The sequence below is a fragment of the Flavihumibacter fluminis genome (genome assembly GCF_021491375.1).
Taxonomy (GTDB): domain Bacteria; phylum Bacteroidota; class Bacteroidia; order Chitinophagales; family Chitinophagaceae; genus Flavihumibacter; species Flavihumibacter fluminis.
This window is the reverse complement of sequence record NZ_JAKEVY010000003.1, coordinates 560,502-585,821: the sequence shown is the minus strand read 5'-3', so window position 1 is coordinate 585,821 and position 25,320 is coordinate 560,502. Positions and strand designations below refer to the sequence as shown.

At 43.9% G+C, this 25,320-nt stretch carries 15 protein-coding genes; 7 read left to right on the top strand and 8 right to left on the bottom strand.

The window, feature by feature from the left end; translation table 11 throughout:
• The first annotated feature begins 38 nt into the window (after positions 1-38).
• Together L0U88_RS13730 and L0U88_RS13725 are read left to right on the top strand one after the other, a co-directional pair.
• The gene (locus tag L0U88_RS13730; protein WP_234866642.1) at positions 39-2,567 is read left to right on the top strand and encodes a beta-N-acetylhexosaminidase; all 2,529 of its coding nucleotides are present in this window, start codon (positions 39-41) and stop codon (positions 2,565-2,567) included.
• A complete protein-coding gene (locus L0U88_RS13725) occupies positions 2,509-3,693 on the top strand; it encodes a tetratricopeptide repeat protein (RefSeq protein WP_234866641.1) in 1,185 nt (394 codons plus the stop codon). Before L0U88_RS13730 ends, L0U88_RS13725 begins: the two co-directional genes overlap by 59 nt.
• Here the strand turns inward: L0U88_RS13725 and L0U88_RS13720 are convergent, their stop codons facing one another.
• Positions 3,694-4,887 carry a porin gene (locus L0U88_RS13720; RefSeq protein ID WP_234866640.1) on the bottom strand — a complete coding sequence of 398 codons (1,194 nt, stop codon included), beginning with the start codon at positions 4,885-4,887 and terminating at the stop codon, positions 3,694-3,696.
• 72 nt (positions 4,888-4,959) lie between these two features.
• On the opposite strand from L0U88_RS13720, the gene aqpZ reads away from it, so the two are divergent.
• The gene (gene aqpZ, locus L0U88_RS13715) at positions 4,960-5,643 is read left to right on the top strand and encodes an aquaporin Z (RefSeq protein ID WP_234866639.1); all 684 of its coding nucleotides are present in this window, start codon (positions 4,960-4,962) and stop codon (positions 5,641-5,643) included.
• Positions 5,644-5,662: 19 nt separating this feature from the next.
• Here the strand turns inward: aqpZ and L0U88_RS13710 are convergent, their stop codons facing one another.
• On the bottom strand, positions 5,663-7,975 hold the full coding sequence (locus L0U88_RS13710) for a glycoside hydrolase family 20 protein (protein ID WP_234866638.1): 2,313 nt from the start codon (positions 7,973-7,975) through the stop codon (positions 5,663-5,665).
• 86 nt (positions 7,976-8,061) lie between these two features.
• Between L0U88_RS13710 and L0U88_RS13705 the strand changes: the two genes are divergently transcribed.
• The 4 genes from L0U88_RS13705 to L0U88_RS13690 all read left to right on the top strand — a co-directional run bounded on the left by L0U88_RS13705 (position 8,062) and on the right by L0U88_RS13690 (position 13,190).
• The gene (locus L0U88_RS13705) at positions 8,062-10,221 is read left to right on the top strand and encodes an alpha-L-fucosidase (protein WP_234866637.1); all 2,160 of its coding nucleotides are present in this window, start codon (positions 8,062-8,064) and stop codon (positions 10,219-10,221) included.
• An 89-nt stretch (positions 10,222-10,310) separates the two neighbouring features.
• On the top strand, positions 10,311-11,699 hold the full coding sequence (locus L0U88_RS13700) for an OmpA family protein (protein ID WP_234866636.1): 1,389 nt from the start codon (positions 10,311-10,313) through the stop codon (positions 11,697-11,699).
• A gap of 7 nt (positions 11,700-11,706) precedes the next feature.
• Positions 11,707-12,537: a tetratricopeptide repeat protein gene (locus L0U88_RS13695; RefSeq protein ID WP_234866635.1), complete on the top strand. Its 831-nt coding sequence runs from the start codon at positions 11,707-11,709 to the stop codon at positions 12,535-12,537.
• A complete protein-coding gene (locus tag L0U88_RS13690) occupies positions 12,534-13,190 on the top strand; it encodes a YiaD family glycine zipper/OmpA-like lipoprotein (RefSeq protein WP_234866634.1) in 657 nt (218 codons plus the stop codon). Before L0U88_RS13695 ends, L0U88_RS13690 begins: the two co-directional genes overlap by 4 nt.
• Positions 13,191-13,195: 5 nt before the next feature.
• Here L0U88_RS13690 and L0U88_RS13685 read toward each other — a convergent pair whose 3' ends face one another.
• From L0U88_RS13685 to L0U88_RS13660, 6 genes are all read right to left on the bottom strand, one after another.
• Positions 13,196-14,872 (bottom strand): C45 family peptidase, encoded by a 1,677-nt coding sequence (locus L0U88_RS13685; RefSeq protein WP_234866633.1) that lies wholly within the window; start codon positions 14,870-14,872, stop codon positions 13,196-13,198.
• The gene (locus tag L0U88_RS13680) at positions 14,869-16,386 is read right to left on the bottom strand and encodes a phytoene desaturase family protein (protein ID WP_234866632.1); all 1,518 of its coding nucleotides are present in this window, start codon (positions 16,384-16,386) and stop codon (positions 14,869-14,871) included. The genes L0U88_RS13685 and L0U88_RS13680 overlap by 4 nt, the downstream gene beginning before the upstream one ends.
• Complete coding sequence (locus L0U88_RS13675; RefSeq protein WP_234866631.1) at positions 16,376-20,239, bottom strand: trifunctional MMPL family transporter/lysophospholipid acyltransferase/class I SAM-dependent methyltransferase; 3,864 nt, start codon at positions 20,237-20,239, stop codon at positions 16,376-16,378. The genes L0U88_RS13680 and L0U88_RS13675 overlap by 11 nt, the downstream gene beginning before the upstream one ends.
• A 6-nt stretch (positions 20,240-20,245) precedes the next feature.
• Positions 20,246-21,457 (bottom strand): DUF2062 domain-containing protein, encoded by a 1,212-nt coding sequence (locus tag L0U88_RS13670; protein WP_234866630.1) that lies wholly within the window; start codon positions 21,455-21,457, stop codon positions 20,246-20,248.
• A 24-nt stretch (positions 21,458-21,481) separates the two neighbouring features.
• Positions 21,482-23,878 (bottom strand): ABC transporter permease, encoded by a 2,397-nt coding sequence (locus tag L0U88_RS13665; RefSeq protein WP_234866629.1) that lies wholly within the window; start codon positions 23,876-23,878, stop codon positions 21,482-21,484.
• Positions 23,879-23,991: 113 nt separating this feature from the next.
• The gene (locus L0U88_RS13660) at positions 23,992-25,320 is read right to left on the bottom strand and encodes a c-type cytochrome domain-containing protein (RefSeq protein WP_234866628.1); all 1,329 of its coding nucleotides are present in this window, start codon (positions 25,318-25,320) and stop codon (positions 23,992-23,994) included.

Below are 25,320 nucleotides of genomic sequence, written 5' to 3'. Positions count from 1 at the left end.
ACAGATTGTGGACTATTTTTAGTCCACAATCTGTAAAAATGAAGTTGGCTTTTCTGATTCTTTCCCTCGTACTGGCAATTTCTTCGCCTGTGGTTGCTCAACCAAAGACCTCACCATTGGTTCCTATTGAACTGGAATGGACCCTGCTTACCAACAATTTCAACCAGGAATTTAATGCACTTAACCAGCTAAAGTTGACGAATATTGGTAAAACAGCGTTTCCTGCAACTGGCTGGACTATTTATTTTTCCTGTAGCCGGGAAGCTGTACCTACCAGTTCAAACGGGTTGCGGATTGAACATGTAAATGGAGATTTATACCGCCTCTTCCCGGTAGAAGGAGCACTCCCGCTTAAAAGGGGAAATGCAGTAAGTTTTCAGTACCCTACAATCGGTCATTCATTAAATCACTCTGCTGCCCCCAATGGCATCTACCTGGTTTGGGACAAGGAGCCCATGAAGGGATACAATCTTGCCGGTATAAAGCATGGTCGTTTCAGTGACACAACCATCAACTATATAACGCATGAAGATCTCTACGTGAAATATGCATCGGCAACCCTGCAATCAATTAATACGCCTGCTATAATTCCCAGTCCTCTTAGCATGATTGCAGGCAATGGTAGTTTCAGCTTTGATGCCCAGACTACCATTTTTACCGATCCTACCTTTGGTTCAGAAGCAAATTATTTGTCGCAGCAGGGAATTCATTTGTTTGGAAAAGCGCTGCCGGTAAGTTCGGCTAGCCCAGACAGTAAGGGAGCCATTCAGTTGAAAAAAAACAACCTGTCCGGAGAGGCTTATGAACTGTCTGTACAGCCGGATGGTGTTATCATAAGTGCCGGAACAGGCGCGGGAATATTTTATGGAATCCAGAGTTTGCAGGCAATGATACCCGCGGTTCAATGGAAGAATAAAGCCGGTAGCATACAGGTTCAGTCAGTGGAAATAAAAGATGCGCCCCGATTCGGATTTCGAAGCCTGATGATTGATATCGCCCGAAATTTTCAGCCAAAGCAGGAACTTCTTCGCATGCTCGACCTGATGTCGATTTATAAATTGAATGCCCTTCACCTCCACTTCAATGACGATGAAGGCTGGCGGATTGAAATGCCTTCTTTTCCAGAGCTGACGGCCATTGGATCACAGAGAGGTCATCCGCTGGACAGCAAAAACAACCTGCCTCCCTCCTATGGGGCCGGACCAGAGACCGGTAAATTATCTGCGAGCGGATTTTATTCACGGGCAGATTTTATTGACATCCTGCGCTATGCCAAAGCTCGTCATATTCAGATCATACCTGAAATTGAAACACCCGGTCATGCAAGAGCGGCTATCAAATCAATGGATGCACGTTACCGGAAATTTATGGCAGAAGGAAACAAAGCAGAGGCACTGAAGTATTTACTGAGAGACACAATGGATCAGTCGAAATACAGTACTGCACAAGCCTGGACAGATAACGTGATGTGTGTGGCACTTCCATCAGTTTATACTTTCATAGAGCAGGTAGTAGATGACATTAGAGGTATTTATAAAGAAGCCGATGCTCCATTGACAACTATTCACATGGGTGGGGATGAAGTACCGGCCGGCGTATGGGAAGGTTCACCGGAATGTAAAGCCCTTATTGAAAAAGATCCAACGCTGGAAAATGTGGATGATCTCTGGTACTATTATTTTACCAAAGTGCAGAAAATTCTTGAGAAGCGTGGACTGGAATTATCGGGTTGGGAAGAAGTAGGCATGCGGAAGACAAAACTGCAGGGACAATCGAAGCTGATTGTAAATCCGCGACTGGCAAATGAAGGTTACCGGTTACATGTTTGGAATAATATGGTGGGTTGGGGTAATGAAGACTTGCCCTACCGACTCGCAAATGCAGGATATAAAGTGATTCTGTCTCCTGTAAGCAATTATTACTTCGACATGTCCTACCTGAGATCACCCGACGAGCCTGGTTACTATTGGGGAGGATTTACAGATGCAGACAAACCATTCTATTTTATTCCGTACGATTATTTCCGCAATACAAAAGAAGATGCAGCAGGTAATCCGGTTAAAGCAGATGCATTTGTTGGCAAGGACCGGCTAACCGATTTCGGTAAATCAAATATTGTTGGCTTGCAGGGATTGATCTGGTCAGAAACACTGCGCAGTGAAGCAAACCTGGAATACATGATCCTGCCGAAATTATTGGGCTTGTCAGAACGTGCCTGGTCAAAAGACCCGGAATGGGCAACCTCCGCTGATCCAGCTAAAGCCGCGGAAGGTTATGCGGCAGACTGGAATCGTTTTGCCAATCAGGTTGGTCAGCAGGAATTACCAAAGCTTGATTATTATGCAGGCGGGTTTGCCTATCGCGTACCACCGCCGGGTATGAAAATCGAGAATGGTAAGCTGTTGCTGAATGTTCAGTTTCCGGGAATGAAAATCCGATATACAACAGATGGTTCAGAACCCACAGAAAAATCAATGGAGTATACCGGACCGATCGAGATACAGAAAGGTGTTAAAGCAAAAGTGTTTACCAGTTCAGGCCGTAGTTCAAGAACAAGCAGCTGGTAAGAATTATTGTTTGCTTGCATTTATGGAAAGGGCACTGTATTTTGATCTCTATAAGAAAAAAACCGCCATGAGAACAGCCCTTATCCTATTATGCAGTACCCTGCTTACGCTTGCAGGATATTCCCAAGCTAACGAGAGTGCTATTAAAACGCTTTTGGAAGAAGGTGTAAAATTACATAATGAAGGAAAATTCCAGGAAGCTATTGCAAAATATGATGCTGCACTAAGTTTAGAGAAAAATAACGTTGCAGCTAACCTTGAAAAGGCACTAACATTATTTTCCCTTGAAAATTACAAGGAAGCAGCTGAAATCTGTAAAAGAACAATTAAAAAGAATAAAGGCAATTCCGATCTCTCCTCGGGTTATGTTACTCTTGGAAATTCATTAGATCAATTAGGAAAACAAAAAGAGGCATTAAAAATATATGATGAGGGCATTTCTCAGTTTCCCAATTATTACCAGTTACACTTTAATAAAGGCGTTACCCTTGCTGGAATGAATCAGCCAAATGAAGCCTTGCAAAGTTTCGAAAAAGCAGTGCAGGTTAATCCGCTTCATGCCAGTTCTCATAATGGCATTGCGCGAATGAATAAGAGTTTAAAAAAGCCGGTTCAATCTTATTTGGCATTTGCAAGATTTATAACTATTGAACCCGCATCACAAAGAACAAGTGATAATTTCAAACTTATGAGTAGTCTCTTCTCCGCGGCAACAAAAAAAACCGGAGAAAATAGCATGACTATAAACATTAGTGCAGATCTGTTTACATCTGCTTTAAACAAGTCTGACAATAATTTTTCAACTACCGAATTATTAATGTTTCTCAATGAGGGATTAAATACTGATTCAGTCCGTCTTATATTGTCACCTGTTAAAAAATTCCAGAATCAACTGGAAACAATGATTAGTTCGTTAAAAGAACAAAAGCAATCAGGTACCGGTTTTTACTGGAGTTACTATGTACCCTATTTTATTGAAATGAAAGAAAAGGGATTTACTGAAGTGTTTTCATACATTGCTTTTGTAACTACAGGTGAAGAATACATTCAAGAATGGATTACAGAAAATGAATCAATTGTAGAAAACTTCCTGGAGTGGTCAAATAATTATAAGTGGCCTGAATAATCAATCATACAATTTTTTAGAAAAAACGCCTTCAGCATCCAGTCGTATTCCAATTGTAAATACAGATGGTTCTCTCGAGCCAAGTGCAGCTGTTCCATTCGCTATTCGGGCTTCCGAGTAAAATTTTAACAGCCTAAAGGGTTGATACGCTGCTCCGGCAATTATGTATCTTCTTTTAAACGCTGCATTTATGGGTCGTTCGCCTCTGGATGTAAAGATATCTGTATCGGGTTGGTAATAATTTCCGCCCAGAAGTACTGATACTTTCTTCCAGTGATAATTGAAGTACAGCTCTCCACCCACTGCTTCAAAAACAACCACCGGATTGCTGATTCCATTCACCGGATCAATAATCCTTCCATTAACCGCATCTCCGTTTTGTTGCCTTGATAAAAGTCCGGCTATTTCCCAATTGCCAGCTCTGTAGTTTACTCCTGCCGCATAATACCGGGGGTTTCCTTTCAATCCAATAAACTCTCCTGAATTGATAAGGGAGGGATTTAAAAAAGACTGGTTAACAACAATTCCAAATTTTAACTGCTCAATAAGCTGAACCTGTAAATTAAATGCTAATCCATCCAGCCAACGGTTATTATTGCTGTTGAGAAACTGGAATTGTGCTCCGTAAGAAAACCTGCCGGTACTATTCCGGTAGGTCAATGCCTGATCTGCTCTGCCCGTTCCGGTATAACCCCCATCTGTACCCGCAGTATAAGTGGCACTTGCGCCACCCCCGAATACATTGAACCGATCGGTATAACCTGTGATATCATAATAGATGCTGCGCTGCTTTCCCAAAACAACAGTACCCCATTTGCCCAGGTCAACTCCCATGTATCCCAGTCTGCTGGACAATAGCTGGCGGTCCTGGTTACGATCGGCTTGCAGGTACCCACCCGTTGTGCTGGCACTTAGGTTAAAAGATGTTGCCGACCGGAACATATTTACCTGCATTTCGAGTCCGGCAAAATACCGGATCCCCTTCCGTATTGCGCTGATTTCAAAACCCAGGCGGGAAGCATTTTCCTGGATTTCCACCTCTTTATTATACGCCGCAAAATGCCCCCGGAAACTGCCATACAGCCTGAATTGAACAGCCGTACTGTCCCTGCTTTCAGTGGCTGGTTGAGCTAAGAGCTGACTAACAGGTAACAATAAAAAACAAAGAAAAAATTTTCCCATTCGATCATTCATATAATAAATTTCACGTATATAAATAATATATAGTAATTTTTCATATCTCATTTTCCACCAAAATATTTATATATGAAAATTTATCTGGCTGAATTCATTGGCACCTGCTGGCTGGTGATCGGAGGATGTGGCAGTGCGGTATTGGCTGCAGCATTTCCGGGAGTTGGCATTGGCTTGCTGGGAGTTTCACTGGCATTTGGGTTAACAGTACTAACTATTGCTTATGCTTTGGGTCCTATTTCTGGTGCACACCTGAATCCTGCTGTAACCATAGGATTAGTTGCTGCCGGGAAGTTTGAAGCCCGGCTGGCGCCCATGTATATACTCGCACAGGTGTTGGGAGCCATACTGGGAGCAGCATTTTTGTATGTGGTAGTTACCGGCAATGGATCCCAGATTGGTGATTTTGCGGCAAACGGATACAGAGAACATTCTCCCGGAAAATATGGTTTAAAAGCAGCGCTGGCAACAGAGTTCGTAATGACCGCCATGTTTCTTTTTATTATTCTCGGAGCAACTGCAAAACGTGCAGCAAATGGCTTTGCAGGCATTGCAATTGGTCTGGCGCTTAGCCTGATTCATCTTATTTCCATACCGGTTACCAACACATCTGTGAATCCGGCACGCAGTATCAGTCAGGCTGTTTTTGTAGGAGGATGGGCTATAGAACAACTTTGGCTGTTTATTCTGATTCCAATTATCGGAGCCGCTGTAGCCGGACTCTCATACAAATACCTGTTGGATGAGCCAACCTGATCAAAACCAACTGCGGTTTTTATTTTACAATAATCTCATCGGTATACAACCAGGCAGGCTGTCCTTTTCTGATATGCCAGGATGGTAACTGCAACATACTCTCCGCATGCACTTTTATATATCTTGCTTTGGTACGGTTAAAGGTTGCACGGAAGGTGTGAAAAGGAACGTTGATGATGGTTGGATTCTCAAACGGGTTCGGATTATGAGGGTTCTCAATTTTTTGTGCTGCACCATAGGTTTGGCCATCCACGGATGTAGCATAGCTAACAAAGGAGGGTAAAACAAGCAGATTCCAATCTGCCTGGGCTTGTACGTTCAGAAAATCCATAGATACTGAATTGATGGTCATCAGTTTTCCCAAATCAAGTACAAAATCCATATGCTGCCCTTTATAAGCGACCCAATGTATATCCGGATTGCTCCATGATTCATAAGAACCCAGGACTCCATCCGTCAAAGCTGAAATTGCTGCCTGGCTCTTTTCAGGAAAACTAATAGGAATGATACGTTTACCAACTGAAATAACCTTATCCATTTCTTCCATCCCTTTAAAAATCCTGTTATAGGATTGAAGAAAATCATCAGGAGGTGTGCTTCTTTCCTGAAGCCTGGTAACTCCATCTTCTTTGCACAGTTGAACAAATTCTTTTACCAAATTTTTCATTTCAGGCTTTACAATTATCTTTTTGTCGGATATGCGTTTAAACATACTTCTTGCTGTGTCCAGCTCATTTCTTCCAATCTGTATCTCTGCATACATGATGGGTAACCTCGCAATCCTTACCCTTTTAAGTAACTCCGCATTGTTCTTGACTGCTGCCTCTGCCTGATCAAAAATTCGGTTATACTGCTGCATCATTTCTATCGACAACCAGGATTCTTTTGCATCACTTGGTCCGCCGAAAATATTGAGTTGCGCTCCACTTTTTAAAAGCGATTCCCGCATACTGTCAATATATAACCGGATGTATTTACCAGCTGGCCCATAATAACCATCCAAATATTCATTAATGATGGAATTGTCATCTGCATCCGGGTCGTACATCAGCTTACTGATAAGATAGGCGCGCAGGCCAGCCATTTCGCCCCCGGCCTGGGCATTGGCTTGCATAAACAAAGCGTTGACCCGATTCTCTTTATAAAATTGAATATTCGGTTTAATCGTGTGAAGATTTGGAAACGGACTCACCAGGTTAGTGAACTGAATATTGTAATCCCAAATCAGAATATTATTCGTCAACTTACCCCAATCGGTCAGGTCCTTTGAGAATGCAGGATCAGTAGTATAAACAGGTAAGTGCCGCCTGCTTTCAATATTACAAAGCATAATATTGACATTCGGTTCAATGGTAATATTGGCCGGTGCTTTTCTCGAATACCAATAGGCGAGTGTTGAAATAATTTTCCCTGGAAACTTCTTCGCTACCTGGTTCACAAAATAAATGATGGAGCCACTGGGAACACCCCCATATTGATTATTAAGACTGGTACATTCTGTACATTGGCAATGCTGATCGTTGTCATTCTGGCTTACCGACCAGTAAATGGCCGCAGGTTTTTCATTTATTTTTTTCTGCAACTTGTTTACTACTGTTTCCAGCACCTGTGGATTCGATAAGCAAATTTGTGTTCCTGGCAACCGGTTGCCATTAATCAATGAAAAATATTCCGGATGCGTTGTTCCGAATTCATCAGGTGGAACCAACTCGTTAAACGTGTGTACAAATAATCCCCATACTTCTCTGGATGAAAGCTTATGCCAGTTGCTATAGGCAGGGTCACGTGTGTCTTTATAGTTGGTTGTACGGTATTTTAGAAATGGAACATGTACTATTTCTTTTTCCGGAAACTGAATGCTTGCAGCCTTCGGAACAAACGTGGCAGTTGAGGTAAATTTTCTAAAACCAATCAATTCCAGGAAATGATATACCGCATACAGTACTCCCTGCTCACCACCTCCTGCAAGTATGAGATTCCTCCCTTCAGGTTTGATTAAGATACTGTCCTGCTCAAGCTTTCGGGCAACAATTTCAGTCCTGGCCTGGCGGGTATTTCCAATAAAAAAAGCAGGTTCGGACTTATACTCACTCTCCTTAACTATTGGAAGACTGAAATCTGATAGTTGAAGTAACTGCTGACGCAATTGTTCCGCAGCTTCCATTTCAATCTTGTTTGCATTATCAGGAACTACCAGCTGATAGGTTACCCAATTGTTTTTTTCTTCTCCAAAAACAGCATGAATTGGAAAAAGAAAAATACCACCCGTCAGCAAACCAGCTTCCTTTAAGAAACCCTGCCTTGATATTTTTTTGATTGAATTGTCTCTCATACAGTGAATATAGGCCATTGAATGAACAAGAATGAGTCAATAATTACCCATAACTTAAACTAATTTAATGCCTTATTTTAATCAGTATGAAACCACTTCAAGTTGCTTCGCTCTTCCTGATAGCTGCCGGAATTTTCTCCTGCTCTCCAAGTGTTAAGGAAAATCTGTATACCCCTGCCAGTACGGTGGCTATTACCGAAACGGATACACCTGATTCCATCCTGCTGAAAGCAGCCCATGTAGTGCCTACCGATAACCAATACGAAGCATTGAAAAATGAGTTCATCGCCTTTATTCACTTTGGTCCAAATACCTTCACCCGTATGGAATGGGGCAATGGTATGGAAGACCCCAAAATATTCAACCTTCAACAACTCGATACTGATCAGTGGTGTGCTGCCATGAAGGCCGCCGGTATGAAAATGGTGATTCTTACCGCGAAACACCACGATGGATTTGTTCTCTGGCAAAGCCGGTATACCACACATGGTATCATGTCTTCTCCTTTTCAAAATGGCAAGGGCGATATCATGAAAGACCTCAGCGCCTCCTGTAAAAAATACGGACTTAAGCTGGGCGTCTATCTGTCACCCGCTGATCTTTTCCAGATCGAAAGCAAAATCGGTTTGTATGGCAATCTTTCACCTATCAGTAAACGAACCATTCCCCGCCCTGTGGAGGGCCGGCCTTTTGCCAATACCACAACTTTCGAATTTGAAGTGGATGACTACAACGAATATTTCCTGAACCAGTTATTTGAATTGCTGACAGAGTATGGTCCCATTGATGAAGTTTGGTTTGATGGTGCACATCCCAAAACCAAAGGCGGCCAACAATACAATTACCTGGCATGGAAGAAGCTAATTCACACGCTTGCTCCCAAGGCCGTGATTTTCGGAAAACAGGATATTCGCTGGTGTGGTAATGAATCCGGTAATACGCGTAGTACTGAATGGAATGTAATGCCTTATGACACAGATCCTGCCCTGATGAATAATTTCGCAGACCTAACAGATGATTCTCTTGGTCATCCAGAACAACTCTACAAAGCAAAATTCCTGCACTACCAGCAGGCTGAAACCAATACCTCCATCCGTGAAGGCTGGTTTTACAGAGACGATACCGAACAGAAAGTCCGTAGTGCCGATGATGTATTTGATATGTATGAACGTTCTGTGGGAGGTAATTCCACCTTCCTCTTAAACATACCGCCCAACCGGGATGGAAAATTTTCACCCGAAGATGTTGGAGTGCTGGAAGAAGTTGGCAAAAGAATCACCGCTACCTATTCCAATAACCTGCTGCAAAACGCAGATGCCCCTGCTGGATTACTGGATAAACAAGACAACACTTATTATTTTGTAAAAGACACCTCTTCAGCTATAGAAATCAAAACGCCACAACCTGTAACCATCAATCGGTTTGTGATTCAGGAAGCTGTTAAATCTCATGGTGAAAGGGTTACCAGCCATACCCTGCAAGCATGGATCAATAATGAATGGAAGGAGATCGCCGCAGCTACCAATATCGGTTACAAACGCATCCTCCGGTTTCCGGAAATTACGACGGATCGTATTCGGTTACACATCACTGGTACCAGGTACCTGCCCGCTATAACAGAAGTTGCTGCGCATTATTATAAGACACGTCCTCCTCAACTGAGTTTTAGTCGCACGAAAGATGGTTTACTCTCCATCCTGCCTGTTCAAAAAACATTCAACTGGAAGCCTCACGGCGAAAACTATGGAGGTAATATCAATTCCGGAATAAAAATTTATTACACCACCGATGGCTCTGCTCCTTCAGATAAGTCTTCTCTTTATACTTCGCCGTTTGAATTCAAAGGCGGGCAAATAAAAGCAGTCGCATTTGCCAACAATGAGATGGGGGCAGTTACTTCCGATCAGATTGGAATTTCACCTGTAAACTGGAAAACAATCGAAGCTACAACCGCACAAATTCAGATAGACCTGGGTGAAACCTATGCATTATCCGGATTTGCCTACCTGCCTCCCAATCATACTAAAAATGGCCTGCTGCAAAAAGGCGAAATTTTCACCAGCACAGATGCTAAAAACTGGCAGTCTGCAGGAGTATTTGAGTTTGGAAATATTATAAATGACCCGAGTAAACGCAGTTATAAATTCGCATCAGCTAAACAGGGCCGTTATATCAAACTAACAGTTAAACAAACAAGTGGAAATCCCGGACCACTTAAAGCAACGTATTTCGACTTCCTGCAATAAATAATTTTTGATATATCGGATAATCAATATATTTAATTACCGGTTAAAGGCCTGTAGTAGTCATTTATTCATACTAAAATGCTACAGGAATGAGAAAACCATTTGTACTGCTCCTGCTTTTACTCGCAGGCAGCCTGATCAGCTATTCCCAGACCATTGTAAAGGAACATTACACCGTTAGTGGTGGATTACTGGGTGCAATGGATTTTAATAAATTCAGAGTCACCGGTTCTGTTCCCGATAAGTACGATACTCGTCCGGGTTGGACAGCCGGTGCCTGGGTTAACTTTCCCATCAGTAAACGTTTTTCATTTGAACCCCAATTAACCTTTTCCCAGCTTCAATACGAATCGCAGGATGTTGGAACCCTGTTGCGGGATGGTAAGATTGGATATCTCTCCATCCCCCTTCAACTGAAATTACACCTGGGCGATGTTTTTGCAATTGTTGCTGGTCCTCAGGTAAACTTCACCACTTCTGTAAAAGATGAAAACAGCATTGTTGATAAAGATGCCTTCAAATCTACCAGTCTGTCTGCTTTCGGTGGAGTTGAAATCAATCCGCATGGCCGGCTTGTTTTATTCGGAAGGTATTTCCATGGTATAACCAATATGGATAATACCAACTCAACAAGAGATGCCAAATATTTTAATCAAAATATACAGGCCGGATTAAAATTCAAACTGTTTGGAAAGTTGATTCCGGCTGATTCAGATGGCGATGGCATTCCCGATCCAAAAGATAAATGTCCCAACCAGGCAGGTTTGGCCCGCTATGAGGGTTGTCCCATTCCGGATCGGGATGGTGATGGTATTAATGATGAAGTGGATAAATGCCCCGACCAACCCGGACTTGAAAAATACGCCGGTTGTCCTATCCCGGATACTGATAAAGATGGCGTAAATGATGAAAACGATAAATGCCCCAATGAAGTGGGACTGCCCAAATACAATGGTTGCCCCATTCCGGATACAGATGGTGATGGCATTAACGACGAAGAAGATAAATGCCCCAATGAAAAAGGCCTGGCCAAATACAATGGCTGCCCGATTCCGGATTCAGATGGCGATGGCATTAATGATGAAGAAGATCGCTGCCCAACGGTTGCAGGTGTTGCTGCCATGCTGGGTTGTCCGGCTGTTGAGAATTTCCAGGCAAACGAAGTAACCTTCGCATCAGGCAAAGCAGTATTAACCGCAGCTGGTAAAAAAGAACTGGACCTGCTGGTTGATTACATGCAGAAGTACAAAACAGTATCTGCAAAACTGACAGGCTATACAGATAATACAGGAACAGATAAAATCAACAATCCACTTTCTCAAAAACGTGCCGATGCTGCCAAAGCTTACCTGGTTAGCAAAGGCATTGACGAGAGCCGGATTACTACCGAAGGACTTGGATCAGCCAATCCGGTAGCTGATAATAAAACAAGTAAGGGTAAGGCATTGAACAGAAGAGTGGAGATGAGTGTTCAATAATTTCTATATGAAGAATCAATTCATCTTAATTCTTTGTTGTCTCCTGGTGAAGGTTGCCGCAGGGCAAACCTTCACCATGGGCAACAAATGTTATGAGCAATCAAAAGCTGCTGCGGCCTTGCTGGCAGAGAAAAAACATGCGGAAGCATTGGAAGCATATTCCAATATGGAAAAGAGCTGTAAGACCAAAGATGCCAGGGAGCAAATTCAATCCGGAAAAGCAGCAGCCCTAAATGGTCTGGGTCAATATGAAGAAGCACTTGCTGCAAGTGATCTGGCATTGAAAGCATCAAAAAACAAAAGTATCAGTGCCTGGTTTCAAAAAGCGATGGCGTTCAATGCTCTCAACCGCCCACAGGAAGCAAGTAACTGCTTTTCAAAACTGATTTCCTTAACAGAAAAGAATCGGGACAATAAAGCGAAGGCTTCCAATTATGCCCTACTGGCAAATCTGCACCAACAGCAATTAAACAACAAAGACAGTGCAGCATTTTACCTGGAAAAAGCAAAATCCCTTGATCCGCAAAACGCACAATTTTATTTACTGGAAGGCGACTGGCGGGTGACAGAGAGGAACTATGATGCTGCTTTCGAAGCTTATGACAAATCTGTATCGATGGGTAAATCCGACCTGGATATGTATGTCACCCGGATGAATGCTAGAATGAAAATGGTACAGGAAAAATATGGTACCACCAATGCACAGGAATTGAGAACAAAAATGACGGATACAGAAAAAGAGCTGGTTTGCAGGGAAATCAAAACCGCAATCGATAAAGGCTTAAGAGAAATGAAATGGGATATGTTTTCTTCACTTGTTTGTAAAAAAGATTTATGAGAATAGTATTGTTACCGATTTTATCCGTCGCGCTCTTATTTAGCGGCTGCGCTACCATGAACAAGCAACAAAAAGGAACAGCCGTCGGTGCGGTAGGCGGCGCAGCTATCGGTGCTGCAGTTTCGAAGGGCAGTATCTGGGGAATACTTGCAGGTGCTGCCATCGGTGGTGTGGCAGGTAATCTCATCGGAAAAAAAATGGACCAGCAGGCCCGCGAACTAAAGCAGGCTGTACCCACTGCTGAAGTGGAACGGGTAGGAGAAGGAATCAATGTTACTTTTGACTCCGGACTTATGTTCACCATCAACAGCGCTGTCATCAGTGATGCCTACAAAACTGATTTGTCCGGAGCAGCAGATGTATTTGTTCGTTATCCCGAAACACTGATTGTTATTGAAGGCCATACCGATGATACAGGTTCGGATGAATACAATATGACGCTATCCCAGAAAAGAGCTGAATCAGTAAAAGCTTTCCTCGCCTCCAAAGGAATAACAGAAAACAGAATGGAAGTAAAATGGTATGGCGAAACACAACCAAAATTTCCAAACGATAGTGAAGTGAACCGCCAGAAAAACCGTCGGGTAGAGCTGGCCGTTATCGCCAACGATCAAATGAAACAAAAAGCAAAAGAGGGTCAATTGGAGCAATAATAAGTTTAATTACCTCCGAATTTTTTCAATTTATCCTCAATTGATTTTCTCTCCTGAACCGTGGCAATCTCTTTTGTCAAAGCCTGGCGGTAATAGCGAATCGCTTCCGCCGGCTTTTTTAATTGTACTGCCATATCACCTGCCAGTACATACGCATGATAATAAGACGGATTGCTTGCTACGATGCTATCAGGTGCAACTATGCCTCCATCCAGTATCCGCTGTTTAAATGCACGAAACTGAAGAAATCGTTTAAATTCTGCGGTCTGCATTAATGTGTCCGCAGGTATCAGGTAACTGCTGTCTACAATTTCACGTTCCTCTTTTAATCCGCGCAGTGAAAACACTTTTTTCAGATCATAACATACAAACTGTCCCTCCTGCCAGGGCGCTGTTGATACCCATACCAATCGTTTATTCGGTTCAAATACAATAGCATGATGTGCTATCAACTGATTGATGGCTTTCTCATTTCCCAAACCAATATCTGCACCCTGCTGTCCGCGGGTATCACGCAATATATTGATGGTCTGCTCAACCGTGTTCTCCTTAGCTTGCGCCAATAATTCCTGCACTCTTTTATACCGGTAGGCAGATGCACTTTCAGCGATCTGTTCCTGGTTAGAGGGGAGTTTACTTAATTCCGGACTCTGAAAATGATTCGCACAAATAATATAATTCTGGTTGGGATCATATACATCCAGTGCCTCGGGTGTCTTTTCAATCACAACTGCTTTCTGGTCAGCCGCCGAACCCACCAGGAAGGATTCCGAGACAAACATTTTTCGCGATCCGGCAATAGCAATTGCCTCTTTAATATTACCTGCATACTGCAATATTTCCCTCGCAACCAATGAAACAGGAGTTGCAGACCCGGGAGGCAAATCCGTTTTTGCAGCATTGATCGTTACCGTTAGTCCGGCTTCATTCATGCCTGATACGGCACCTGTAAATCCACCCCAGGTTACGGTCATAAATCCATATCCACTATCTGGTTTTATAAAAGCGATCAGCTTATCATCGGCAAAGCGGTCCCCTACATAAAAATCAAAATTCCGACCAATTATAAAGGAACTGTCCCTGGAATGCGACCCCCAGGTTCCAAAAGATGTACATCCTACCAGGGCCATGGTTTGCAAAGCGTGGCCGATATCATGCGCCGCATGATAATTCAGGATGCGTTGATACGGCGTTCCTATATAGCCGTATTTTTCTGAAGCGGCCTGTGATACACCATAGATTTCAGCTTTGTATTCCTCCTTCACCTGGTTGGGCAGATCCCGATTAAAAAATCCAATAAAATATTTCAGGAAATGCCGGTAGAAAGTGGAAGGAATCATCTTTTCTATCTGGGCGCTAAAATGATCTTCCTGTCGCTGCACCAGTTCCTTAGTAAGCTTTCCATTGATCACACCTCTTTCATAGGGTTTGCCTTCCACATACAATTCGTATAAGCCAGACCGTGAAACATGAAACCAGTTATTGTTGAGATAATAAAAACTGTCTGATACTTCGGTTCTCTGCAGTTGGTCTGCAGATCGGTCAGTGATGGTCGGTGGCTCAATTTTAGATAACTGTACGAGGTAGATAAACAAGGCTAACAGGAGCAACAACAATATTCCCATTATAATCAACAGGGTTCTGCCAATTCTCCAGCCTATGGTTTTATTTGCTTTACTCATGTTGCGCTTCTTATTTTTTTCAACAACTCCTCAACCGGCACGAATTCCGCACAGGTGGTCAGGGCAGTGATCGTTACTCCCAAAATTCCGTGTAATAACACATTCTGTCCTGTTAAAAATAAATTCGGAACCTTGGTCCGCGTCGGGAGATAAGTAGCCATTGGATTGCGGTAATCTTTCGCAATCCCATATAAGCTTCCATCATCCGTACCAATATAGTCCCTGAAAGAAAGTGGCGTTGCACAGAAGTAGGATTTGATAGCCTCCCTGAGATCCGGGAATCTTTTCTCCACCAGGTCCAGCAATAATTCAGCCTTTTCTGTTTTAAGGCGATGATAGTCATTCCCTCGTTCACCCTGCTGGCTGTCGGTATTGAAAGTATTTTTCCAGGGCTCCCATTCACCGGCCGACATATAAGTTAAGATGCTTAGCGATTCCGCATATCCGGGGTGATTTGCATCCTCAGTAAAAAACACACCCGCAGATAAGGGCCAGTCCTGGGGCTTTGCTTCCACTGCCTCCCAAACTGCACCCGGACGGTGCAGGTAATAATTGTGATTCAAATATGGAAATACTCCCGGCTTCAATACCACATTCAAACTGAAACTCGATACCGTGTCAGCAAGTTTTTTTATTCTGTTTCGATACGCTGCTTTAAGAAGTGGCGACTCCGTAATTTCAAGGGTACGTTTCGGATGCAGGTTGGATATGAAATGTTTCGCTTTGAACTGTCTTCCATCTTTGGTAACGGCCCTGGTTAAACGCTCATCATCTCCTTCCAGTTTTATCACTTCTGTGTGGTTAAACAAATCTCCACCCGCAGAGCGGATCAGTTTCACGAGGTGTTTGGTTATTTGTGATCCACCGTCCAGTATCTTCCAGGCACTTTCGATATAACTGTTGACAACCAGCGCATGTACATACAAGGGAGTTTTATCTGGTTCACCCGCATATAAAAAATTATTTCCTGCCAATACTTCCTGCAGTCGCTGGTTGGTGGTGATGGATTGTAAAAACGCAAGGGTATCAATGCCCATAACGCCCTCTTTCTCACTCATCCCTTCTCCTGTTCTCAGGTTGTACATGGGAAACCTGGAACAGATCTCCCGAATGGTTGAGCAATACTGATCAATGGCCGACTCTTCACCCGGAAATGCCTCTTTGAGTTTGGCAGCAAACCGATCATAACCTTGTGCCAAGGCATACTCAGTACCATCTTCGAGAAAAACAATCCGGTCAAATCCATCGGTATCCAGTTGCTGTAATTTTAACGCATCTGTCAAACCTAGATAACTGAACACCTGGTGCAGTGTTTGTCCGGGTGCCAGTCCCCCGATATAATGAACCCCACTGTCAAACAGTGTTTTATCTCTTGAGAAGGTCTGCAAACTGCCACCATACTGCCTGTTTTTTTCCAGCACACATACACTGTAACCTTCCTTACCAAGCAGGGCAGCACAAAGCAGGCCACCCAATCCAGATCCGACAATTACTATATCGTACTCAGGCAACATAGGCTACAGCTGGTTTTTGGAGTACAAACACAGTATTGCTGGTGCGCAGGGAAGCTTCTATTTCTTCACAGGTATATCCTTTCTCAATCGCTAATTCATGAATAGTGGCCCCCGATAAAAAGGATAACCCGTTGGCGGATGTTTTATTAAATCCAAACACCCGGGTGGAAAAAAACTCCGATAATTCAGTTCCCCTGTGGCGGTCGCGGATTTCTGCATTTCCTTCCCGTATGATCAGTTTACCTCCCGGATTCAAATGATCAAGCGCCTTCCGAATCAATGCCTTTTGATCTGCCGGCGACAGGTAATGCAATACATCACAAATCAACACCGCATCATATTGCATCATGGGAAAGTCCAAAGCGTTGCCTGCATGAAATTGTAAAGCAGCACCCCGGCCGTAACAGTGTTGCGCCGTACTGGCTTTTTCCTCATCGTAATCAAGTGCAGTGATAATTCTGCCCTTTGATCGAAAATGCAGCATCATCGACATGAAACCATATCCACAACCAATATCCAGTATATGTCCGGATGCCGGTACCAATTGATCAAAGAGTGAATAATTCTTTTCCAGCCCTGTCTTGATCCGCATATACCACTCCAGCACAGGGCCCTTATAAATATAGTTGTATACCAGTTGTTCGCGATACCAATCCACCGATTCATACTGCTGGCTGCGCTCACCGTACCACTCTTTAAACTGGCGACTTAATTTTTTTGCTTTTTCCGCATAACCTTCTCCGTAAGTAACCTGGTCCTGCGCATTAATTCGGGGTAAAATATCAATCGTGATAGTTCCATCTTTTAAAATGAAATCACCCTTGCTCATGGTATAACCCGTACCATGCAGCACTACTGGCAGAATATCAATTCCCAATTCCTCTGCCAGGTAAAATGCTCCTTTGTGAAACCGTTTCATGGTTCCATCATAGGACCTGGTGCCTTCAGGAAATACGGCTACCGAATAACCATTTTTCACACGTTCACGGATACCATCAATATTGCTTTCCACACCTTTGTTTACGGGGAAATAATCCGCCATCTTCACAACAAATCCAAATACAGGTGAATTCCATACCCAGTCGTTGGTGAGCAAAATGATTTTTGGATGCAGCATCACAATGGAAAGGATATCCAGGAACGACTGGTGATTGCTTATGATCACAGCAGGTTTGGAAAAATCCTCTCCACCCGGATTGTGAATTCGTTTGGTCACATTCCGCATGATATACATCAGGCTCCAGGTGTATTTACAAAGAATCCGGTGAAACAGATACTTAGCTTTTTCGCCTGCAAAAGGATTGAATTTAACGAGGAGCAGCCCAACCAATGTTAATACCAATGACCCGATTACAAAATAGAGAAAAGCGAAAGCAGATTTGGCCAGGCTCCAGAACGTAAATGGCTGCATTCCTTTTTTCACCCGGTTGGTGATCAGCAGATGAAACAAAAAAGGAATCATCACCTGTGAGATCAACACCACACACACAATTCCCAGTATGGCGATGAGTGCAATACTTTTTAAGGAAGGGTGTTCTGCAAAGATTAATACCCCCAGTCCGGTTACAGTTGTAATGGCAGAAAGAAAAATCGAAGACCTGAAAGAGGAGAGATTTTTCTTGCCGTTTTTGTATTCCTGCAACAATCCATCCAGTGTAAACAAACTGTAGTCGTCACCCAATCCAAAGATCAGTGCCGAAATTATAATGTTTACAATATTGAACTTGATTCCAAACAATCCCATGATTCCCAGGATCCAGACCCAGGTGATCAGCATGGGTATAAAGGCAATCAGGGTCAATTCAATTCTGCCAAAAGAAATCAGTAGTACAATAAATACAATCGCAGCAACCATCCAGCTGATGCTGTTGAAATCGGCCCGTACCATATCCACCAGCCGGCCGGTTACATACTGCATATCCAATACGGTTATGCCTTCCCGTGAGTCAAACTCGGTGTAGATAAAGGACTTGTCTTCGGGAGCTGTTTTTACCAGCGTAAGTACCCGGGTTTGTGAATCAGTGGGAAGTATATAGGATTCCAGCAGTTCGGGCGACAAACTAATGGCCGCTGAATCAGTCAGTGGCTCATAGCTTGTACTGAGCATACTCTCTACAGATTGGATTAACTGATCACTAAATCCAATGGCAGCTGCTTCCTGTTTCGTTAACTGCAGCACAGCCTGTTTGCGTTCCGGCGTCCAGAAATTATTCCAGCGTTGAAGGCGTTCGCGTTGCAGGGAATCTGATATCAATATGGCTGACAGCCCGGAATATTTTTTCACCACTCCTGTACCACCCATTTCATTCAATCGCTTCACCACAGATTCATTTCGCTCCAATGCCTGCTGCAGGTCTTTTCCATTGGATACGATATACACGGATTGAAGCGCGAATGCATTCTGCCGGTTCACTTCCTGCTCTGCCTTGCGGAGTTTCTCCGACATGAAATTCATTTTATTCATATCGGGTTCAAATCCCACTTTGCGAATAAAAAAAACAAAAAACAAGGTGAGCAGCAGAATCGTAACCACTAACTTTTTATTCGACTCTATCCGGTAAGAGGCCAGCCGATCGATCCAGCCTGCAGACGCATGCGCTGTCGGTTGCTGTTTTCGGCTGATCAGTTGCGGTAAAAAAATCAGCGAGGAAAGAGAAGCCCCCAATAAACTGATGGCGGCAAATAATCCCAGGTCGCGCAGCATTTCAGACTGCACCCATTGCAGGCAAAGAAATCCGCCAATGGTGGTAATGCTTCCAATGGTCATAGGATGCGCCAGATCGCGCAACACCCTTTCCATATCCGGCTGGTGCCGGTAGTGATTGAACACATGCAGCGAATAGTTGACTGCTATCCCTAAAATAATTGACCCTGTTGCCAGTGCAATTACTGATATGGAACCCTTGGTTAGTGCAATCACCGAGAGCGCGAGCAGGGAGCCCAGAATTGCGGGTACCAATATCAGTACCGGAGCAAAGAACCTTCTGAAATACAAGGCCAGAAAAATAACCAGCACCGCCAGCATGATGCCCTGCGTAAGCAGTGTATCTTTTCTTAATTGTACCGCATTACCAACAGCTACTGCCGTTCCGCCAAAATAAGTGATGCTATAGGTAGGATATTGTTGTTGAAATGTTTCCAGCAACTGATCCAGTTTCTCAAGGAAAACCGCATTCTGCGCTGTATTGTTTTTTGGATACTCTGGTGTCAGAAAAAGAATCAATTGCTTTCCATCCCGTGTCAGAATATGATTGTCGTATAATTCAAACTGCTGATCATATTGTAACAATTGCAGTTTTCTGAGTGCTGGTAAGGCAATCCCTGCCGGATCACGCGCTATGAATTGTTTGAACGCCAATCCGGCTGGTGATCGCAGGGTCGCATAATTCCTTTCCAGTGTTTCCTTTATCTTATCACGTTGTGTAAGAGAATCCAGGCTTTCATAATCGCGTTCTTCCAGGAAGATCGGAAGGTGCTGATGTACCGCATCAAACAACTGCAGCGTGGTTTCTTCTTTTACCTCCCGGTGTAATTCCTTCACATATTCAGGTAACTGTGAAGCAATAGAATCCGCCAGTTCCTCGGCCACTGCTACCAGGGAATCCGGGTCGGGTGCTTCAGCCTGCCTGGTTCCAACAGTCAGGATCATACGATCCAGCAATTTGGATTGCTGAAAGATTTCGTTCAGCGCATTGGTCTTTTCATCCCTTGGAATAATGCTGGTGATATCCTCCTCCAGTTTGATCCGGGAAGCCAGCAGCGCAGTGACCCCGACAAAAGCCAGGAATACAATCCAGAAAACAAGTCGATGTTTCCTGAAGAAGCGATCCATTTGAACAAAAGGATTCTGCATACGGGACTATAAAACCGGTCCGGTTTTTTTGTTCACCAATTTCATAAAAATGTAGGAGACGATTCCGAACAGGAGTCCTGCTGCAACAGCCAGTGTAATACTTCCACTGATATATTGTTGCAGGTTAACCTTGATCGAATCCAGGCTAAGTTCGCTGGGCAGGGGAACCGCAGTTGCCTGCTCACCCATCCAGGGAGCGCCAGCCAGGAAACTCCCATACAAAATAAAGGGAATCATGGGAGGTATGCTGATATTGGCAGCAGTTATTACCAGGGCTTTGTTAAGTTTAAGCAATACAGACAAAAAGATCGCCACAATCAACTGGAAACCCCAGATCGGTACAATGCCCATAAATACACCAAATCCAATGGATGCAGCTTTGCGTTCATGACTATGATCCGACTCCAGTAATTCATTTAAGAGCGCTGCTCTTTTTTCTTTACTGAAAAGCGACCGAAAAAAATCCCTTGGTTTGATATAAAGAAAGGCAATAAAAAACAGCACTGTATTCAACACGCTGATCCTGGAGAAATCACGAAAGGGACGAAAATGAGAAACTCTTTCTTCTGCCGGGGGATAATATACACTGATAGGTGCAAACTCAACATTCAATCCATTCCATACCGAACGCACCAGCACCTCCACTTCAAACTCATATTTGCGGGTATAAAACCGGATCTTCTTCATTGCCCGGATGGGATAAAGGCGATACCCACTTTGCGTATCCGGTGCTTTTTTGCCGGTATACAACCAGAACCAGAAATTGGAAAACCGGTTGCCAAAACTGCTTTTACCCGGCACATTCTCCTGGTTCATGTTGCGTGCACCTACCACAATAGTGTTGGGGTACTGCTCAATGCAGTTGAGCATGGTAGGCAGGTCTTTGGCGAAATGTTGTCCGTCTGCATCCAGGGTGATGGCATAATCAAACCCAAGCTCCAGGGCTTTTTCGAAACCTTTCCTCAAGGCAAATCCCTTTCCCCTGTTCTGCGCATAACTCACCAGTTGAACCTGGGGAAACTGTTCCAGCACTTTTAATGTATCATCAGTAGAACCGTCGTTTACTACCAGCACCCTGTTGGTATAGGTCAGCACATCGCGCAGCACAGCAGCCAGACTTCCCGCATTGTTATAAGTGGGGATGAGTACGGTTGCCTTGTGTTGTTCAAATGCATCCTGGTATTCCGGTTGTTCGCGCATGTACGGTCTGCCTTCCATTTCAAACCGCAAGTAACGAAAAAATCAGTCCACTTTAAGACTCCTGACCGGGTTTTGCAGCGCCGCCTTAATGGATTGGAAGCTAACAGTTAATAGTGCAATCCCCAATACCAGTAAGGCCCCAAGCGCAAATAAACTCCATCCCAGCTGGATCCGGTAAGGATAATTTTCCAGCCAGCGGTTGGCTGCCAACCAGGCAAGCGGCAGGGAAATGAGCAGGGATATCGCCACCAGCAACAGGAAATCCTTCGATAGAATGGTTGCTACCTGCTGCACAGATGCGCCTAATACTTTACGAATTCCAATTTCACGGGTTCTTTTCTCGGTTGACAATACAGCCAATCCAAACAGGCCGATACAGGATATGAAGATGGTGATCACCGCGCTGAACAACATAATCTTTTTCCAGCGCTCCTCTGATTCATATTGTTGAAGATTTACCTGGTCCATAAACTCATAAGAATAAGGGTTGAGCGGGAAAACAGACTTGAAGGTCTTTTCAATATGGCTCAAGGCACTTGTAGAACTTCCAGGTTTTATCTTGATCAGGGCCAGACCATATTGATTGGAAGGCAACATTGTAAACAATTGCGGACCAATCTTTTCATGTAATCCTTCATAATGATAATCTTTCACTACGCCAATTACCGTATGCTTCTGATCTCTGTACCAGAAATCAACTTCTTTTCCAATGGGATCTGTCCAGCCAGCCTCTTTGGCAAAAGTTTCATTCACCAGTACCGACTGGGTGGAATCAGTTGGCAAATCAGTTGAAAAATTCCTTCCCTCCTTCAATTGAATCTTTAACAGCGGGAGATAATTAACCCCAACCGTTTCATAAGCAAACTGGATTTCCTGTGTACCATTTACCCTGGCCCGGGTTCCCCAGGAGCCACCATTTTTGAAACTGACATCCTGGATGCCGGCATGTTCTTTCAACTTATTCCGGAAGAGATCTGCTTCACTGTGTTTCATCCGCCAGTTGTTGACCAATACCATATTGGAATCATCATACCCCTTTTCAAAACTCGTAAGGTATTCAAACTGGGAATAAATCGTGAGTGTTCCAACAATCAGGAAGGATGCCAGTGCAAACTGAACTACCACCAATGATTTCTGTAAATAATTTTTTCCAGCCAGGGAAAACCGGTTGTACAATGTTTTCACCGGATCGTAACCAGATAAAACCAGGGCAGGATAGAAACCCGCCAGGAACGCGGTTACCAGGAACAATACGATGAAGCCTGCTATCAGTTTCAGATCCAAGAGATATGCAAGCGACAAAGCCTTATTCGAGAGCTGATTAAAAAATCCTAACAGGCTTTGAGAAATAACCAGTGCCATCAGAAAGGAGATCAAACAGATGACTACCGACTCGCCCAAAAACTGAAAGATCAATTGAGAACGATTGCCACCTACCACTTTCCGAATTCCAATTTCCTTTGCACGTTTGATGGACCGCGCAACCGTAAGGTTCACAAAATTGATACAGGCAATCAGCAGGATAAATAAGGCAATTCCGGTAAGAATATAGGAGTACATGGGATTGCTGGCTCCTGCCAATCCATTGGTAGCACCCATGTCCTTACTGAGATGAATATCCGAAAAGGGCTGCAGTCCATAGTCCATTGTCAGTTTCACATTGAATCTCGCCGACAGCTCTTTCATGATATCAGCGGATTCCTTATCAAATACTGCCTGGATTTTTTTCTCGACTACTGCTTTGTCCGCATTGGGATGTAATACGACAAACGTATTCAAAAAGAAATTGAACCAGTTTTCATCATTGGTGGCTTCCTGTGGTGGTACAACCATCGGTAACAGCAGTTCGAATTTGATGCTGCTGTTTTCCGGACAATTCTTTGCAACGGCACTTACTGTATAGGGTTCAAATGCACCATCTTCCTGTTTGATCAGCATCGTCTTGCCTATCACATCTGTATTGCCGAAATAGGAAATGGCCATTTTTTCAGATACAACCGCTGAACGCCTGTCCTTTAGTGCACTGGAACCAGTACCATGAAGCAGGGGAAAACTGAATATATCAAAGAAGGCAGAGTCCGCATAGAACATGTCCTGCGATGTAATTTCTGTGCCTTTTTTTAAATCGACCGAGTTGTTCTGTAACCGGGTAAAGGACTTGATTTCCGGCACAGAGGCGGAGAATCGGGGTCCCTGGAAATAGCCGGTGATGGCTGATTTCCGAACCTCTTTGGTTTCTTCATTTACACTGGTATTGTAAACCCTGTAAATCTGTGGCAACTGCGCATGGAATCGATCATAACTGACTTCATCCTTCACATATAAAAGGATAAGGATGGCAGCAGCGAGACCCAAACTGAGTCCCAGCATGTTAATCAGGGAATAGATCTTATTCCGGCGCAGGTTGCGAATGGCTGTAAGCAGGTAATTTCGAAACATGCTTTTTCTGATTCAACCCCTATGCCAGTCTCTAATAAATTGATTTTCTGAATTTTAGCAAAATTATCAAGTCAATCAGTGTTCGTTTTCGAACAGTTGCTGTACGATTTTAATTAGGGCGATGAGGTCTCCGAAAAATAGACTCTTTTAATAGTGCCGGCAGATTTTAGCTTTGCCAGTGCCGCCTCACTGATCCGCGTCCCGACCAAATTGATAGCTTCCAACCGCTGGAGGGGCTCCAATAAGGGCAGGATCTCATCACCCACGGGATTTTTATCCAGCCGCAATTTTTCAAGGTTGGTGAACTGTGTCAACACCTGCAGGTCTTTTTCAGACAGGCTATTGCCAGCCAGGTTGAGCCAGATGGTATGTTTGGATAAGCTACCCAGTGACGGCTCAAGTGCTTTCCAATCTACTTTAGTGCCTTCCGGTAAGGTGATATCCAATAATTCCGGTTCACGCAACAGCAACCGCACCATGAATCCGGCTGCTTTCAATTGCTGAATTGCCGTGCTGTCTGCTTTTATTGCGAGCCCGGCTGGTATATTCAGTTGCTCTGTCGTTTCATTTGAAGTTTCTATACCATTCCCGGCTTCCATCCCCAATTGCTTCGCAACAATGGATCGGATTTCAGGTGAAACTTCCAGGTTGGTCAGCGATTTTCCTTCTGCCGCACCAGCTTCTTTTACCCACCAGGTCAGCAGGATCGTTTCTTCGGCAGTCAGGGGCGTTTTACCATCCGTAGGCATAAACTTTTCATCTGATGGATCCAGTTTGATCCGATGGATCAGTTCACTTTTTTCAGGATCACCAGGCACCAAAGCCGGACCGGTTTTTCCTCCCTTCAACAACTTAGCCAGGTTGGTAACCGATAATTGTCCTTTTTTCTTACCCTCATTATGACATTGCCCGCAACGCCGGATCAATAAGGGCTGGATGACATCTTCATACACCAGGGCCGCTTCTACCGAATCAGGTTTCGGACGTTTTTGCTCTTTCAGCAGTTCCAGGCTTAAATAATCTTCACCATGCGTTAAACTTCCACCCTGGTGACCGGCATAGGTGGTGAGCATTGCTATCACCACCCACAGCGAGGTTTGTACAACTACCGGCAACCTGCGTTTTTGCCGAAACCTGTCCGATTGCAGCAAGGCCATGCCAAGTGCAAGTATGCATAAAATAATGCCTGCCCACTGATGTTGACTTACTAACGGTCCCGGATAATCGCCATCCAACGATAAGATATAACCGAAAATACCTGCGAACAGGGTGCTTGCAAAAAGCAGCCAGCTGAGTAAAGGGATGGCATCCCTCAAATAGCTATACCTGCTCTTATATCCCAGCAGCTCAAATAGTAAAATAACAAACAGTATCCCGATGGGTAGATGAACGATAAGTGGATGCAATCGTCCCAGGAACTGGCTGATTTCAAGTAGTATCAT

Bases quoted from the DNA above. Each gene is read 5' to 3' on its own strand.
- L0U88_RS13675 (WP_234866631.1), bottom strand. From the start codon at position 20,239: ATGCAGAATCCTTTTGTTCAAATGGATCGCTTCTTCAGGAAACATCGA.
- aqpZ (WP_234866639.1), top strand. From the start codon at position 4,960: ATGAAAATTTATCTGGCTGAATTCATTGGCACCTGCTGGCTGGTGATC.
- L0U88_RS13720 (WP_234866640.1), bottom strand. From the start codon at position 4,887: ATGAATGATCGAATGGGAAAATTTTTTCTTTGTTTTTTATTGTTACCT.
- L0U88_RS13700 (WP_234866636.1), top strand. From the start codon at position 10,311: ATGAGAAAACCATTTGTACTGCTCCTGCTTTTACTCGCAGGCAGCCTG.
- L0U88_RS13695 (WP_234866635.1), top strand. From the start codon at position 11,707: ATGAAGAATCAATTCATCTTAATTCTTTGTTGTCTCCTGGTGAAGGTT.
- L0U88_RS13680 (WP_234866632.1), bottom strand. From the start codon at position 16,386: ATGTTGCCTGAGTACGATATAGTAATTGTCGGATCTGGATTGGGTGGC.
- L0U88_RS13670 (WP_234866630.1), bottom strand. From the start codon at position 21,457: ATGGAAGGCAGACCGTACATGCGCGAACAACCGGAATACCAGGATGCA.
- L0U88_RS13710 (WP_234866638.1), bottom strand. From the start codon at position 7,975: ATGAGAGACAATTCAATCAAAAAAATATCAAGGCAGGGTTTCTTAAAG.
- L0U88_RS13690 (WP_234866634.1), top strand. From the start codon at position 12,534: ATGAGAATAGTATTGTTACCGATTTTATCCGTCGCGCTCTTATTTAGC.
- L0U88_RS13665 (WP_234866629.1), bottom strand. From the start codon at position 23,878: ATGTTTCGAAATTACCTGCTTACAGCCATTCGCAACCTGCGCCGGAAT.
- L0U88_RS13685 (WP_234866633.1), bottom strand. From the start codon at position 14,872: ATGAGTAAAGCAAATAAAACCATAGGCTGGAGAATTGGCAGAACCCTG.
- L0U88_RS13730 (WP_234866642.1), top strand. From the start codon at position 39: ATGAAGTTGGCTTTTCTGATTCTTTCCCTCGTACTGGCAATTTCTTCG.
- L0U88_RS13705 (WP_234866637.1), top strand. From the start codon at position 8,062: ATGAAACCACTTCAAGTTGCTTCGCTCTTCCTGATAGCTGCCGGAATT.
- L0U88_RS13660 (WP_234866628.1), bottom strand. From the start codon at position 25,320: ATGATACTACTTGAAATCAGCCAGTTCCTGGGACGATTGCATCCACTT.